Annotated in this window: 16 protein-coding genes; 7 read left to right on the top strand and 9 right to left on the bottom strand. The window is 50.4% G+C overall.

The features are described 5' to 3' along the window. Positions 1 to 252: 252 nt before the first annotated feature. The 3 genes from BLS62_RS19940 to BLS62_RS19930 all read right to left on the bottom strand — a co-directional run bounded on the left by BLS62_RS19940 (position 253) and on the right by BLS62_RS19930 (position 2,206). Complete coding sequence (locus BLS62_RS19940) at positions 253 to 957, bottom strand: methyltransferase family protein (RefSeq protein ID WP_208990978.1); 705 nt, start codon at positions 955 to 957, stop codon at positions 253 to 255. A 112-nt stretch (positions 958 to 1,069) separates the two neighbouring features. Then, on the bottom strand, positions 1,070 to 1,684 hold the full coding sequence (locus tag BLS62_RS19935; protein ID WP_093184572.1) for an HAD family hydrolase: 615 nt from the start codon (positions 1,682 to 1,684) through the stop codon (positions 1,070 to 1,072). Positions 1,685 to 1,774: 90 nt separating this feature from the next. Beyond that, positions 1,775 to 2,206 carry a GlcG/HbpS family heme-binding protein gene (locus BLS62_RS19930; protein WP_093184568.1) on the bottom strand — a complete coding sequence of 144 codons (432 nt, stop codon included), beginning with the start codon at positions 2,204 to 2,206 and terminating at the stop codon, positions 1,775 to 1,777. 169 nt (positions 2,207 to 2,375) lie between these two features. On the opposite strand from BLS62_RS19930, the gene ggt reads away from it, so the two are divergent. Next, positions 2,376 to 3,917, top strand: a complete 1,542-nt coding sequence (gene ggt / locus BLS62_RS19925) for a gamma-glutamyltransferase (RefSeq protein ID WP_208991214.1) — start codon at positions 2,376 to 2,378, stop codon at positions 3,915 to 3,917. Between the two features lie 435 nt (positions 3,918 to 4,352). Further along, positions 4,353 to 4,628, top strand: a complete 276-nt coding sequence (locus BLS62_RS19915; protein ID WP_143521583.1) for a hypothetical protein — start codon at positions 4,353 to 4,355, stop codon at positions 4,626 to 4,628. 496 nt (positions 4,629 to 5,124) lie between these two features. On the opposite strand, the gene phaR is transcribed toward BLS62_RS19915, so the two are convergent. After that, on the bottom strand, positions 5,125 to 5,742 hold the full coding sequence (gene phaR / locus BLS62_RS19910; RefSeq protein WP_093184552.1) for a polyhydroxyalkanoate synthesis repressor PhaR: 618 nt from the start codon (positions 5,740 to 5,742) through the stop codon (positions 5,125 to 5,127). A gap of 350 nt (positions 5,743 to 6,092) precedes the next feature. Between phaR and BLS62_RS19905 the strand changes: the two genes are divergently transcribed. The 3 genes from BLS62_RS19905 to BLS62_RS19895 all read left to right on the top strand — a co-directional run bounded on the left by BLS62_RS19905 (position 6,093) and on the right by BLS62_RS19895 (position 8,990). Beyond that, a complete protein-coding gene (locus BLS62_RS19905) occupies positions 6,093 to 7,277 on the top strand; it encodes an acetyl-CoA C-acetyltransferase (RefSeq protein WP_093184548.1) in 1,185 nt (394 codons plus the stop codon). A 169-nt stretch (positions 7,278 to 7,446) separates the two neighbouring features. Further along, a complete protein-coding gene (gene phbB / locus BLS62_RS19900; RefSeq protein WP_093184544.1) occupies positions 7,447 to 8,175 on the top strand; it encodes an acetoacetyl-CoA reductase in 729 nt (242 codons plus the stop codon). A 182-nt stretch (positions 8,176 to 8,357) separates the two neighbouring features. Further along, positions 8,358 to 8,990: a LysE family translocator gene (locus tag BLS62_RS19895; protein ID WP_093189279.1), complete on the top strand. Its 633-nt coding sequence runs from the start codon at positions 8,358 to 8,360 to the stop codon at positions 8,988 to 8,990. Positions 8,991 to 9,117: 127 nt separating this feature from the next. Here BLS62_RS19895 and rpmF read toward each other — a convergent pair whose 3' ends face one another. From rpmF to BLS62_RS19880, 3 genes are all read right to left on the bottom strand, one after another. Continuing rightward, complete coding sequence (gene rpmF / locus BLS62_RS19890; protein WP_093184540.1) at positions 9,118 to 9,303, bottom strand: 50S ribosomal protein L32; 186 nt, start codon at positions 9,301 to 9,303, stop codon at positions 9,118 to 9,120. Between the two features lie 141 nt (positions 9,304 to 9,444). After that, the gene (gene mtgA / locus BLS62_RS19885) at positions 9,445 to 10,161 is read right to left on the bottom strand and encodes a monofunctional biosynthetic peptidoglycan transglycosylase (protein WP_093184534.1); all 717 of its coding nucleotides are present in this window, start codon (positions 10,159 to 10,161) and stop codon (positions 9,445 to 9,447) included. Further along, positions 10,158 to 11,102, bottom strand: coding sequence for a hydrogen peroxide-inducible genes activator (locus BLS62_RS19880; protein ID WP_093184529.1), 945 nt, complete (start codon positions 11,100 to 11,102; stop codon positions 10,158 to 10,160). Before BLS62_RS19880 ends, mtgA begins: the two co-directional genes overlap by 4 nt. 246 nt (positions 11,103 to 11,348) lie before the next feature. Here BLS62_RS19880 and BLS62_RS19875 point away from each other — a divergent pair, with 246 nt between their 5' ends. Together BLS62_RS19875 and BLS62_RS19870 are read left to right on the top strand one after the other, a co-directional pair. Then, entirely contained in the window at positions 11,349 to 11,900 is a 552-nt protein-coding gene (locus tag BLS62_RS19875) for a peroxiredoxin (RefSeq protein ID WP_093184524.1), read from the top strand. 120 nt (positions 11,901 to 12,020) lie between these two features. After that, positions 12,021 to 12,563: a carboxymuconolactone decarboxylase family protein gene (locus tag BLS62_RS19870; protein ID WP_093184520.1), complete on the top strand. Its 543-nt coding sequence runs from the start codon at positions 12,021 to 12,023 to the stop codon at positions 12,561 to 12,563. 173 nt (positions 12,564 to 12,736) lie between these two features. Here BLS62_RS19870 and BLS62_RS19865 read toward each other — a convergent pair whose 3' ends face one another. Further along, positions 12,737 to 13,099 (bottom strand): NINE protein, encoded by a 363-nt coding sequence (locus BLS62_RS19865; protein ID WP_093184517.1) that lies wholly within the window; start codon positions 13,097 to 13,099, stop codon positions 12,737 to 12,739. 216 nt (positions 13,100 to 13,315) lie between these two features. Further along, positions 13,316 to 14,557: an SAM-dependent methyltransferase gene (locus BLS62_RS19860; protein WP_093184513.1), complete on the bottom strand. Its 1,242-nt coding sequence runs from the start codon at positions 14,555 to 14,557 to the stop codon at positions 13,316 to 13,318. Positions 14,558 to 14,593: the final 36 nt, after the last annotated feature.

The raw sequence follows: 14,593 nt of genomic DNA, 5'->3' as shown, positions 1-14,593 counted from the left end.
GTCATCACACAAGAGCCCTACCCCAGCGGTGACAATGAAGGCTACCGGGCCGTGTTTTCCCCTCCCACCTCATAGCCTGGATTTGAATCCCATTGAGATGGCCCTTGCAAAACTAATGAATTGATCCGTAGAGCTGACGCACACTCAGTGAGCTGCGGCAGGCGGTAGGCCACGTCTGCGATCTCTTTAACGAGGAGGATGCTACAACTTCTTCAAGGCAGCAGCATGGGAACCCGATTAACGCAACATGCTCTAGTAGATCCAGGGAAAGATGCGGTGGCGGACCTGTTTCCGGTAGCCTTTGTAACCGGGTAACTTGGTGGAGAGGGTTTGCTCTTCCTCTACCATGCGCGGCCAAAACCCTAAGAGCACCAATGGGATTGCCAGAATTGCGAAGAGGTTGGAGCCGAGGATGAGCGACAGCCCTGCGAAGCACATCATCAAGCCAAGATACATGGGATGCCTGATGAAGGCATATGGCCCGGTATCGACAACGTATTGATGTTGGTCTTCCTGCACCTGAACGGTTGGTGTGGCAAAAGGGTTTACGCTGATGGTCCAGACAACAAGAGCAACACCGCATAAGAAGAGAAACAAACCGCGGAGTACGGACGTGAATGCTCCTGTATGTGGTGTCATGTGCCATGCTTTTGCATCCAGCGCCGTCCCAGCAAAATAGAGAAAGACGCAGATAACCAAAAATACGGTTGCCCAAATGTCTTGCTCATCAACTTTTTTGGGGAAGGTGGTTCGTTCTTTTAGCAATCTTGGGTTTACGCGGGCCAGCCAAAGCCCAATGCCGATTTGTGCAATATAAACAAGCGTTATCGCAAACCATCCGCGTGGCCAATCCACTGAATGCCCTGCTATGGCAACAGGAGGAATGACAGCTAACGCCATGAAAGCTGTGAGGATTGCTGAACTGATGATAAGGCGCAGATACAGCTGACACTCCATCTTTTCTTTGGTGAGATGAAGAGATTAAGGAGATAAAGAGCTTAGGTGTTGAGCTCTCTAACAAGTTGCTGAATGGTCTGTTAGCGCTGCGCCTACAATTTATTGCAGTCGCTTAATTTAATAGCCCTAATGTGCGGACATAGCTGGCAAAAGCAGGTTCGGATGTGAATTGATAAGCCGTTAAACCCGCTTCGCGTGCGCCCTCCACATTATCAAGTCGGTCATCGATAAAGAGGGTCTCTTCTGGCTTGAAACCATATCTTTTACAGAGAATGAGGTAGATGTTTGGATCTGGCTTGCGTGTGCCGAATTCAGCAGATGCATGACCACGATCCCCGAATATTGGCTCTAGCGCTGGAGCGACCTCGTACAGAGCATCCTTCAACATCATGCCGTTGTTAGTGAGCAGCGCGACCTCATGGTCCTGTTTGATTGCTTCCACGTGTGCCAGCATGTCTGGCCATTCAGTCATCATATCCCGGCGGATATCGACCCACGTTTCACGTGAAATAGGATGCTCCAACAAACGCTGGTATTGGGCCAGATATTCTTCGGGAGTGTTGGGTGTACCCTTTTCGGCAGCATCTTCTTCGGGACCAGCGAACACAATCCTGTCGATGTCACCTGCCGGCCGGCCTGTCATTTTGGCAAGAGCAGTGAGGCGTTTGGGGTGGTCGTAATCGTAAAGGACATTGTCCATATCAAAAATAACAAAACGAATAATCATTGAGCGCGGCCTAAAATACAGAAATGAAGTAAGGCCTCCACGATAACTGCTGAAATAGCTTCACTCCAGCAGTTACCGTAGTTTTTTCGATTATCCTGCGTCTGGCTTGAAACCAGCAGCTTCAATACCAGCAATTGCTGCGGCTTCATCATTCTCGGAGCTGTCGCCTGTGATACCAACTGCACCCAGAATATCCCCGGTTGCATTGCGGACCAGAACTCCGCCTGGAACCGGAACGATGCCACCACCTGCAACACCATTCAGCGCTTGGATGAAGTGTGGGCGAGTCTGTGCATTTTCATTGAGCCAGCGGGACCCTGCCCCAACAGCGACCGCGCCAAAAGCTTTGCCCATTGCAATTTGTGGGCGGAGAATGGAAGAGCCATCTTGACGTTCGAGAGCAACGAGATGTCCACCTGCATCCAGAACAGCGACGGTTAAAGGCTTGAGTCCCAGCTCTACGCCTTTCGTCTGGGCTGATGAAATGATCTTGCGGGCGTGGTCAAGATTGAATTGCGTCATAAGTATTTCCTGATAGTTTTGCTGAATCGCCTTGTCTTATCAGAGGTTGATGATGAGGAGTATTCTTCGTTTGGGGACCGTGAATGCTTTGCCAAATAATAAAGAGGGATTTTCCGTGTTTAGAGATTTTCAAAGCCCAGGGCGTTCGCCTGTATTTGCACCGTCAGCTATGGCTGCTACGTCCCATCCATTAGCAACGCACGCTGCATTAGAAATTTTGCGCGATGGCGGAACCGCTGCGGATGCTGCTGTGGCTGCAATTGCCGTGCATAGTGTTGTTGAACCGCATATGACCGGCATTGGCGGTGATTGCTTCACCATTGTTGCACAGCCGGATGGGTCGCTTTCCGGCATGAACTCATCAGGCCGAGCTGCGAAAGTGGTCAGTGCTGAAAAGTTGATTGAAGACGGTTTGCAGGATGTAACGCCGGATTCCATTCATGCTGTAACCGTTCCGGGTGCGATCCGAGGTTGGGAAAAGCTGCTGCGTGACCATGGGCGGATGTCGTTCGCAGATGTGTTGAAGCGTGCCATTGGGTATGCGCGGAATGGGTTTGCCGTTACCCCGCGTACAGCGTTTGATTGGCAGAGGCATGTTGATTTTTTGAAGCGAGATGAAGGCGCTAGCCAGTACTACCTCAAGAATGGTCGCGCGCCTTTGCAAGGTGAAGTGATGCGCTTGCCTGCTTTGGCGGAGACATTGGAAGCCGTTGCTTCTGGTGGCGCAAAAGCATTTTACGAGGGCGCTATAGCGGAAGAAATCGCCGCTGTTGTGCAGGCAAAGGGCGGATATCTCTCAGCGGATGATCTGGCCGCTCATGAGGCTATCGATCTTGCCCCAATCACCACAGACTATCAGGGTGTTACTGTTGCCGAATTGCCGCCGAATGGGCAGGGCATTGTTGCCTTGGTGATGCTTGAGCTGATGAAGCGATTTGATTTCAAAGGTATGGACCCGGTTGGTGCTGAGCGTTTCCACCTTGAGATGGAAATTGCGAAACTGGCTTATTCTGGTCGTGACCGTTTCCTTGCTGACCCTGACCACATGCAATTTTCTCCTACTGACCTGCTTGCTGGTGATCATATCGACCGGTTGGCTGCATTGATCAGCCCTAAGGCTGTGCTGCCTCGCCAAGCCGAGGGAATTTTGTCACCTAAGTCTGACACCACATATCTGACGGTGGTCGATGATCGCGGCATGGCGGTGTCTCTCATCAACTCAATCTATCATGGTTTCGGGTCCGGAATAGCCACGCCAAAATCTGGCGTTTTGCTGCAAAACCGGGGGGCGTGCTTTACGCTGGAAGCTGGGCATCCAAACCAAATTGCTGGCGGAAAGCGGCCTATGCACACGATTATTCCGGCTATGGCGATGAAGGACAACAAGCCGTACATGACCTTTGGCGTGATGGGCGGCGGATACCAACCTTGCGGCCATGCACATGTGCTCTCCAACCATCTGGATTTCGGTATGGATGTGCAGCAGATGATTGATTGTCCGCGTGTGTTTATGGATGAGAAGTCTTTGGCCCTTCAGGCAGAAACATCTGTTCCTGCAAGCACGATTGAAGGCCTTAAAGCACTGGGGCATGAGGTTGAGCAACCCAGCGAGCCAATTGGCGGATCTCAGGCGATCTTGTTTGATCGTACAAATGGTGGTCTTGTTGGCGGTTCTGATCCCCGCAAAGATGGCTGCGCATTGGGCTATTAAGCCTTCGTCTGCATTGGAGTGAAGAGAAGCCGATCTGGAAACAGGTCGGCTTTTGTATTTTGACAGTTGCCGGAGGAATTGCGTTGGTTTGCTATGCGGTATGCTGGTTGAGATGTTGGAGTGAGCGGCTCTGGTTCCTGGGTCTCCGCGTTGTTTCGCCCGGGATGACATCTGAGCGGGTCAAGTTGCATTGCTCAACACCGCTGCTGTCATCCCGGCCTTCGAGCTGGGACCTAGAGCCAAGAGCTTAGGCCTCTCCCTATCTACCCAAGGCCACGGGAACAAATAGGCCGCATAATCTTATCCCCGCCCTCAAAAGCTACCTTACTCTTGTGGATGTGCCCACGAACACGGGCCTTTGACGGGCCGTCCGTCAGGGAGTCGTGGGCCGGATGGGGCTGTTGAGTGGAGGTAACGTATCTTCTCGGTGGTTCGGTGAAGTACACTTCGAGCAAGACCGCGTTGCTCGGGATACATGGGACCGGCCTCGAACTGGCGTTCAGCGGTGGCAGGTATGACTGCCTTGGTGGTCAACTGTCATTGACGTCTTCAGAGGGAGAGTTGGTGCTTCACAAAAAGTGTCTGGGTAAGGCGTGTCAGCTGATGCCGAAGACTCACTACCTACCAAATGCGCAGGCACCGCCTGCACGCCTTGCCACACCCGTTCCCGGGTTTCCCAACTTCAACACCACAGGTTATGCCTCGTGGTGATGTTTGTGTTTGGATGAATTAATTGGCAGCTTAGTCCCTGCAAAGATGCTGCTATTGGTATTAAGTTATGCTGGTCAAAAAAGACGCCCAAGCCGCAGAACAGAAGCGACCTGACGTCTGGTAGACTCGTCATATTTGGATCACGCATCCTCGATTTTTATGCGTAACCTGTTGCCATGCATAGGATTTATCGATGCGATTGCGTTGAAGACCAACATGGCCAAAACCACCGGCTCGTCTCCCAAAGAGACACGTCTGATTGAGTCCGCCCCTTCGGACACTGGAAAACTAAAGGCACTGATCTGCAGAGCTGCCGCGCACATAAGATGAGCTGTGGTAGGCGGCTGGCCATGTCTGTGATCTCGTTACCGAGGAGGAATGCTACAACGTCTTCAAGGCAGCAGCATGGGAACCCGATTAACGCAACATGCTCTAGCAAAACAAAAAAGCCGAAGGCAATCCCTCCGGCTTTCAATCTTAGCGCTGTCTGGAGGCTTTAAGCCTCTTTCTTCGCTTCAGCCAATGCTGCAATCTGCTTCTGCATTTCTGCAAGCTGCTCTTTCAGGTCAGAAATGTCGCCGCTGCTTGCCTGCTTTTCAGCAGGGTTCACTTGTGCCTCTGTTTCAGTCGCAGGAGTCTCACCCGGTTGCTGAGGCATACCGGTATCATCAAACGGCAAGAACATTTTCATCGCACGACTGAACATGTCTGTATTGCGCTTCACCTGATCTTCCAGCACTTCAAATGGAGAAGTTCCCACAGACTGGTTCATTTGACTGCGCAGCTTATCCTGCTCACGCGTAAGAGAGGACATAGAGAATTCCAGATAGCTCGGCACAATACTTTGCATGCTATCGCCATAAAAACGGATCAATTGGCGCAAAAATGTAACCGGGAGCAAGTTTTGCCCCTTGTTTTCTTGCTCAAAAATAATCTGAGTCAACACGGACCGGGTAATGTCTGAACCGGATTTTGCGTCAATGACAACAAAATCGTCCTCAGCTTTCACCATCACTGCTAGGTCCTCAAGGGTCACATATGTGCTGGTTCCAGTATTATAAAGGCGCCTGTTGGCGTACTTCTTGATGATAGTGGCTTCGTTTGTCTTAGCCATCAGATTTGAGTACCTCAATGCACTATAACGGCAGGTCTGGAACACTATCCAAAACTGTACCGGCCAGCTTCCCCCTATCCCACATTCTTTAGGTATGGGATTAACTAGTAGCCGCAGAGTAAGCTAAATGTCACCTTTCACGCTAGCGCTTTCATAGGTCAACTATGGTCTTAATAGGAATTATCGAATTCAGCTGGCCATGGCCCCACCAAATTGAATAGTGTTCCCATTAGGTTTTCTACGAGTTCAAAGGGCTTTTGAGGCCGAAGAGTAATTTTGCGGCGGCTCCGTAACTTACAAACGCCTTTAAATTTCAAGCCCGGCTTGGCAGATACATTGGAGAATTACATATGACCTCGCCTAATGAAGTTGTAATTGTAAGCGCAACGCGCACCCCGATCGGTTCTTTCAACGGCGCTTTTGCAAGTGTACCCGCTTGTGAGTTGGGAACAGCAGTTATCAAGTCTGCTCTTGATCAAGCAAAAGTCGCGGCCGGTGATGTGAACGAAATCATCTTCGGTCACGTTCTTTCCGCGGGTCAGGGCCAGAACACAGCACGCCAAGCCGCTCTCGCAGCTGGCATGTCTGATGATTCGACGGCTGTCGTCATCAATCAGGTGTGTGGCTCAGGGTTGCGTGCCGTTGCTATGGGCATGCAGCAGATTCAGTCCGGTGATGCTGATATTATCGTTGCAGGTGGTCAGGAAAATATGACCCTGTCTCCTCACTGTCAGACATTGCGTGCTGGTGTGAAGATGGGCGATTACAAGATGATTGACACCATGCTGAAGGACGGTCTCATTGACGCGTTCCAAGGCTATCATATGGGTATCACTGCAGAAAACATCGCGGAAAAGTACCAGATCTCTCGTGATGCACAGGACGAGTTCGCGGTTTCCTCTCAAAACAAAGCAGAAGCAGCTCAGAAGGCTGGCAAGTTCAAAGACGAGATTACACCGATCACCGTCAAGGAGCGCAAATCCGAGCGCGTGGTGGAAGATGATGAATTCATCCGCATGGGTGCAGAAATCTCCGCGATGCAAAAACTGCGCCCAGCTTTCAAAAAAGAAGGTACAGTCACAGCAGCAAATGCATCTGGCATCAATGATGGCGCAGCAGCCCTCGTCCTGATGAGTGCAGAAGCCGCTGAAAAACGTGGTCTGACACCACTGGCAACCATCAAGTCATGGGCAACGGCGGGTGTTGACCCCGCTTACATGGGTCTTGGTCCAATCCCAGCTTCCAAGAAAGCCCTTCAGAAGGCAGGTTGGTCCGTTGAAGATCTTGACCTTGTAGAAGCCAATGAAGCATTTGCTGCGCAGGCTCTTGCTGTTGGTCAGGAACTCGGCCTCGACGCGGATAAGCTGAATGTGAACGGTGGCGCAATCGCTCTGGGTCATCCAATCGGTGCATCTGGCGCACGCGTACTTGTAACACTCCTGCATGAGATGAAGCGCGAAGATAAGAAAAAAGGTCTCGCTACGCTTTGTGTTGGCGGCGGCATGGGTATCGCACTGTGTGTTGAGAGAAAATAACCTCAACATTGGCACTACTGTCACGTATTTGGAATAATTGAACTTTATGTTCCCTGCGTAAGGTTTAAGTCAATTCCCTAACTAATGACGGAGTTGTCTTTGCTCCGTCATTATTATTACCTGTAAAAGTGGTTTCTAATATTTCATTCCTAAGGCGGGGGGTATTTCGATGAGCAGGGTAGCAATTGTAACTGGTGGAACGCGCGGCATCGGCGCGGCAATTTCCAAGGGTCTTAATGATGCGGGATACACAGTTGCGGCAACATATGCAGGTAACACGGAAGCTGCTGACAAATTCAGCGCTGAAACTGGCATCAAAGCCTACAAGTGGGATGTATCTGACCCAAAGGCTTGCGAAGTTGGGATTGCTCAAGTCACTTCCGATTTAGGCGACATCGAAGTTCTCGTAAACAACGCTGGCATCACCCGTGATGGCTGGTTCCACAAGATGGACTATGAACAGTGGACCGCTGTGATGAAAACCAACCTGGATTCCATGTTCACCATGAGCCGTCCTGTTTTGGATGGCATGCGCGAGCGTGGCCTGGGCCGTATCATCAACATCTCTTCCATCAATGGACAAAAGGGGCAGATCGGCCAAACCAACTACTCAGCTGCAAAAGCTGGCGTGATTGGTTTCACCAAAGCATTGGCTCAGGAAACTGCGCGCAAAGGCATTACGGTGAACTGCATCTGCCCGGGTTACATTGATACAGACATGGTTGCTGCAGTGCCTGAGAAGGTGCTGGAGAGCATTATTGGTCAGATCCCAGTCGGACGCCTCGGCAAGGCAGAAGAGATCGCTGGCATGGTCTGCTACCTCACATCAACGGCAGCAGCATTCGTGACAGGCTCAGTCATGACCATCAACGGCGCACAGTACGTCGCCAACGGCTGAGTCAGAGGCGTAAATCACCTACTCTGCCGCCCGCAAGCGACAGAACAATAAGAAACGAAGCCGCCTCATCCGGGGCGGTTTTATTTTGTTTGGCTTTACAATTTTACTCAAACGCAATTGCAGCGCATGTGCGCTTCCTATAAAAGCACCCGTTTTGCAAACGGAACATGAGTGGAATCGCAATGCCAGATTATTCAACGCTTCTCTTATTCGCTGCTGCCTCCCTCGCTCTAACAGTCACCCCCGGACCAGATATGTTGCTCATCGCCACTCGTAGCGCTGCTCAGGGTCGGCGTGCTGGACTTGCAATATTTGCAGGCATAGCTGTTGGAACTTACTTCCATGCCTTAGCAGCAGCTTTTGGCTTGTCCCAACTCTTCCTTGCGGTTCCAATCGCCTATGATGCGGTCCACTTTGCTGGTACGGCGTATCTGATGTTTCTTGCTTGGAAGGCCTTCACATCAACGCCAGAGAACTCCAGCACACCGAAGGAAGCTGGGAAACACTCAACATATCAAATGTTCCGGCAAGGTTTCCTAACAAATCTTCTCAATCCGAAAATGGCGATTTTTGTGCTGGCGCTGTTCCCGCAATTTGTAAATCCAGAGGCTGGGAATATAGCAACTCAAATTATGGTTCTCGCAACAGTATTGAACACTGTTGGATTTTTCATCAATGGAACCGTCATTATCGCAGCAAGCCATCTCACAAGATATCTGAGTGGCAGTGGCAAACTAAAAAACCTGGCAAACTACATTCTGGGAACGATGTTTGCCGGATTAGCTGCACGATTGGCGTTTGAGAGCCAGCGCTAACAGCAATCAAAAAAAGGTCGCTTCTTTACGTGATGCGGCCTTTTTCATTCCAAACCGAATCCACAAAAAGAAAAAGCCGCCCCAAGGGACGGCCATTTCAATATTAATCGCAGTGATCGCTTCAGTCTTAGACGTCGTCTTTAGGCTGAAGAATCTGACGACCCCGGTACATACCAGACTTCAGGTCAACATGGTGCGGGCGACGCAGTTCGCCGGAATCCTTGTCTTCCACATAAGTTGGTTGAGCCAGAGCGTCGGTAGAACGGCGAAAGCCGCGTTTCATACGCGATACTTTTTTCTTAGGAACAGCCATTGTAGCTCTCTCTCTCGTCACAAACGCACGCGCCACTACAAGCGCGGCGTCAACGTGCGAAATACACAATCTCTCAGAATGGCGGGGGTTATACAGGCAAACCAAAGGTATTGCCAGTCATTATACGAAATTAATTTCGCACTACCTCTCCAACGCCGAAATACAGTTAAGGACTTCGCCGGCCACTTGAGCTCGGCTACGGTTTATACCGGCAAGCCTGCGATGTCCAGAGGCAGGTTTCGCGGGGTTTCTCGCAATAGGATTAGGAAGCGCTGTAGCCAACAACGAGGCTTGATTCGCCGATAGTTTTGCAGCGGTTTTCCCAAAAAAAGTTTCCGAAGCAGCCTCGGCTCCATAGATGCCGGGACCCCATTCAGCAACGTTCAGATAGATTTCCAAAAGCCGTCGCTTGGAAAGAACTCCATCCAGTAACAAAGCCAAAGGCACTTCCAGCGCCTTGCGCACATAATCCCGCCCGTTCCACAAAAACAGGTTCTTAGCGAGCTGCATTGTAATGGTGCTGGCCCCGCGTGGCCGCTTGCCATCAAACAACTTTCCAACCTGACCTCGAACAGCAGGCCAGTCGACCCCGCCGTGCAGGCAGAACGTAGCATCCTCCGAAACAACAACGGAGCGTTGTAAATTAACGGATATTTCGTTCAAAGGCACCCATTTACGCCAAACGGGTTGGCCCGTAACAGTGCGATAAAGCATCAAACTGGAATAAGGAGGAACCACCGTATACAGCAATGTCAGCACCACAGGCAAAGCCAGCAGAGCACCTAACACCCGAAGGGCCCAACGCTTGATTCTGCGTTTCAGCGGCTGCGGCGTCCTCTTTACACGCGCTTTTTTCAAGCACCTTTCTCCGATACATTCTGAAGTGCTGAGACATCTCTGTGAGTTTCAATCATGAATCGTTCCAGAGCCTCGCAAAGCAATTTCGTATTTCCTTCAAAAGAAGACTTCCGTCTCCAGACCATTCCAATCTCACGGCGCGCACTCTCGTCGGCAATTTTTATGAGCTTCAACGAGGTCCCGCGATCGATGTCCGCATCAACAGCAATACGTGGCACCAGAGTGACGCCAATTCCGTTATCCACCATTTGTACAAGTGTTGATAAAGATGTGGCTTGTATATCCTCATTAGCCGTCAACATACGTCCTCCCGTTGCTGCGAGCACGTGATTGCGTAAACAGTGCCCATCTTCCAACAGCAACAACACCTCATCTGCCAGATCTTCCATCTTCACCTGCGCAGCACCGCAAAGCGGGTGTCCGCAAGGCACTGCCAGATAGAAAGCATCACTCCCAATCACTTTTGATTCAAACCCCGTAGTGTCATAGGGCAGCGCCATAAGAGCAGCATCAATACGCCCCTCCTTCAAAGCAGCCATCAAATTGCGCGAAAGGTCCTCCCTCAGAAACAATTGCAGCTCCGGGTACAACTTGCGCAAGCGTGGCAAAAACCGCGGTAGCAAAAAAGGAGCAATGGAAGGGATCACACCAAGCCGGAACCGCCCACAGAGCGGCTTATTCTGCGCACGCACACCCTGAACAAGGTCTTCAGCATCACGCAGCAACAAAGATGCCTTCTCAAGCACCGTCTCCCCGGCATCCGTCAGCACCAACGTGCGCCCGGACCGGTCCAGTAGCTCACATCCCAAAATGCCCTCCAGCTGTTTAATTGCGGCGGAAAGCGTAGACTGGGTGATGAAACTGGCCTCTGCAGCTTTCGAAAACGAGAGGTGCTTGGCAAGGGTCTTAAAGTACTGAAGCTGTTTTAATGTGGGTAACATTTTACGCCCGGATGACACAGATCAAAGTCCGCAGATTAGAATTTATCTAAGTTTGGCTGAATTCGGCCATTCCTGAGATAATCTAGCAGATCATTCGATTTAATCGATAGATATCTTCGTTATTATCGTTTTGACCGATGGCACCAATGGCTGCATAAGGCCCCCAACGAAGACGCGAATTTTCAAATCTTCATTAAAATCACTAATTAGTGGTGCTCTGGCGCCGCACATATTTAGGAGAGTTCCATGCTCGGTATCGGCGAAAAGCTTCCAAAATTTGAAGTAGTTGGCGTAAAGCCTGGTTTCAACAACCATGAAGAAAACGGCGAAAGCGCGTTTGAAGCAATCACCGAAAAAAGCTTTGAAGGTAAGTGGAAAGTAATCTTCTTCTACCCAAAAGATTTCACCTTCGTTTGCCCAACTGAAATCGCTGAATTCGCTCGCCTCGCTGGTGAGTTTGAAGACCGTGATGCTGTTGTTCTCGGCGGTTCCACCGACAACGAATTCTGTAAGCTCGCATGGCGCCGTGATCACGCTGATCTCGACAAGCTGCCAATGTGGTCATTCGCTGACACCAACGGCTCTCTCGTAGACGGCCTCGGCGTTCGCTCACCAGACGGCGTTGCATACCGCTACACCTTCGTTGTGGATCAGGAAAACACCATCCAGCACGTTTACGCAACCAACCTCAACGTTGGCCGTAACCCTAAGGATACACTCCGCGTTCTCGATGCTTTGCAGACCGACGAACTCTGCCCATGTAACCGTGAAGTTGGCGGCGAAGTAATCGCAGCTTAATCTCGGCACCTTTCAGGGTCGGAGCATCTAAAGCGAAAAATCGCAGTGCTCCGGCCTCGCTAAATAAATAAAAAACACTTTGCACGCGGCCTCTCGCTAATCATCATTAGGAGTAACATCATGTCCATTGACTCTCTGAAATCCCGTTTCGGTGAATTCGCGAAAGACGTTCGCCTGAACCTTGGCTCAATGGCCACTGATGAATCTCTCACTGCCCAGCAAAAATATGGCCTCATTGTTGCCTGCGCGATCACCACTCGCAATGCAGACGTCAAGAAAGCACTTGTAGCAGAAGCTGCTCCTCACCTGTCTCCCGAGGCGATGAGCGCTGCCAAAGCTGCTGCAACAATCATGGGCATGAACAACATCTACTACCGTTTTGTTCACCTCTCCTCCAATGAGCAATACGGCACCATGCCAGCTAAATTACGTATGAACGTGATCGGAAGGCCAGGTGTAGACAAGGTTGATTTCGAATTATGGTCGCTCGCGGTTTCTGCAATCAACGGCTGCGGCATGTGTATTGATAGCCATGAGGCTATCCTGCGCAAAGCCGGTGTCACTGCAGAAATGGTTCAAACAGCTGTTCGTTTTGCATCAATAATCCAGTCCGCAGCAATCGCCCTTGAAGCTTCGGAACTGGAGCTCGAAGCAGCTGAATAAAAACACGCACGTCCCATCAGGCCCTGCTTCGGTACAGAATAACTCTCCCTCGTTCTGTAACCGCCCCCAAAGTATGCGCGCCGCCACTTGCTCTTTTGAGCGCAAAGCCGAAGCCCCCCAGCTTCGGCTTTTTTTTATGCTCTATAGATAGTGAATATCCTGATGGGATCGCCTCAAAAACTCTCACGGATAAGCACAACAAACAGCACAATAAGATCAACAAACACCCAGAAACCAGCAATCGCCATCATTGCGATTGCAAGAAACAACCCGATCATCTGACCCGTTGTCAGCGCTGTTAGCAGCTCCTCCTCCCCTCCATCCAAAAACAGAGGAATAAGGATCAGCACACCAACAATGTTAAGAAGGTTTATAGCAACTGCCGTGCCCAATTTCCGCAGATAAAACCGATGTCCGGCAATCCCACCAAACAGGAGCGCGAATAAAATAGCGTAGGCAGTAGATTTGCCAGGCGCTGTTAAATTAAATACGCCATCTCGCATTTTCCGACTTGGAAGCGGAATATCATCAAACATCAATCACCAGATCTTTTCACTAGCCCGAAAACCAGCAAAAGTTAGGGTGACGGCATACATTGGTCAAGAACACCAGTCGCACAAAATAGAATTTCCCCAGTCAACCAAATTGGTTAAACAGCAGCCACTTCCGAAACAAGGCAAACCGAGACATACTCAAAATCTATTCTTTCAGACGTCGAGCATGCCTTTGTAAATATAATTGGACCAAACAGATTAAGCCGTTTTCCGCCGGTCATCACGGTGGGCCATCATCGCCTGTTCATTGTCTCCAATGAAGTCACGAATAATTGGCACTGCATCCCGCTCTTTGGAAAGGACAAGCTGAAACACCATGAGACGCCCATGCAAAAAATTCATCTCACATCCAGACAGATAGAACTCCCACATTCTGCAGAAGCGCTCATCATACAGCTCTTTGATCTTATCCCGGTTGGCCTCAAATTTCAGACGCCAGTCCCGGATGGTGTAATAGTAGTGCAATCGCAGAATTTCGTTATCACACACCCATAAGCCCGTCTTTTCAATATCCGCAAAGGTCTCAGATAAGGAGGGGCAATAACCACCGGGAAAGATGTACTTGCTCAAGAACGGACCGGTCACACCAGGAGGACTACTACGCCCTATAGAGTGGATCATGGCGTAACCATTTGGCTTCAGGCAATCACGGATCTTGTTGAAATAAGCACCAAAATTGCCATGCCCCACATGTTCCATCATCCCAATCGAGACAACACGATCAAACTCGCCCTCGAACTCGTTGTAATCCAGACAAACGAATTCAACCCGATCTTCAAGGCCAGCCGCTTTTACACGCTCTTCCGCAATTTTAATCTGCTCAGTCGAAACATTGAGGGATGTCACCTGCGCACCAGCCTGCGCCATGCGGAGCGCCAAAGACCCCCAACCGCCGCCGATTTCCAGCACGGACATTCCCTGTTTCAAATCAAGCTTTGCAACAATATGGTCCAGCTTGGCCTGTTGAGCCTCTTCAAGAGTATCGTCAGGGCTCCGATAATAGGCACAGCTATAGTTCAACCCTTCATCCAAAAACAGTCGATAGAGATCGGTGGAGAGATCGTAGTGATGGCGAACCTTCGCCTTGTTCTTTTTCAAGTTTAAGCCAAGGCCGCGTCGCGAATGTCCTTCCTTCATGGAGGTCAAAATGCGTTGCAACGGGTGTTCTGTCAGCACACCTTCATTGGCCATAAACACAGCCACCAGATCGTTCAACGTAAAGCCCGCTTCCATGGTGATCTCGCCATCCATGTAGCCTTCAGCAGCTTTCAGCTCCGGGTCTAACAGAAGCGTATAGGGAAGTTTGTTATTATGAAAACGCAGGGCAGCATTGGGGCCATCTACCTTGCCGCCATGGACATGTTCACGCCCTTTGGCATCGAAAATTGTTAGCTGGCCTATTCGGACAAACTTGCTCAAAATCTTGGAGAGTGCACGCATTCCATTCCCCCATCATCTCTTATAGCTGACTTATCT

The sequence above is a fragment of the Pseudovibrio sp. Tun.PSC04-5.I4 genome (assembly GCF_900104145.1).
Classification (GTDB): Bacteria; Pseudomonadota; Alphaproteobacteria; order Rhizobiales; family Stappiaceae; genus Pseudovibrio.
Note: the sequence above shows the minus strand (reverse complement) of the source record. Positions and strands in the feature narration are given on the sequence as shown.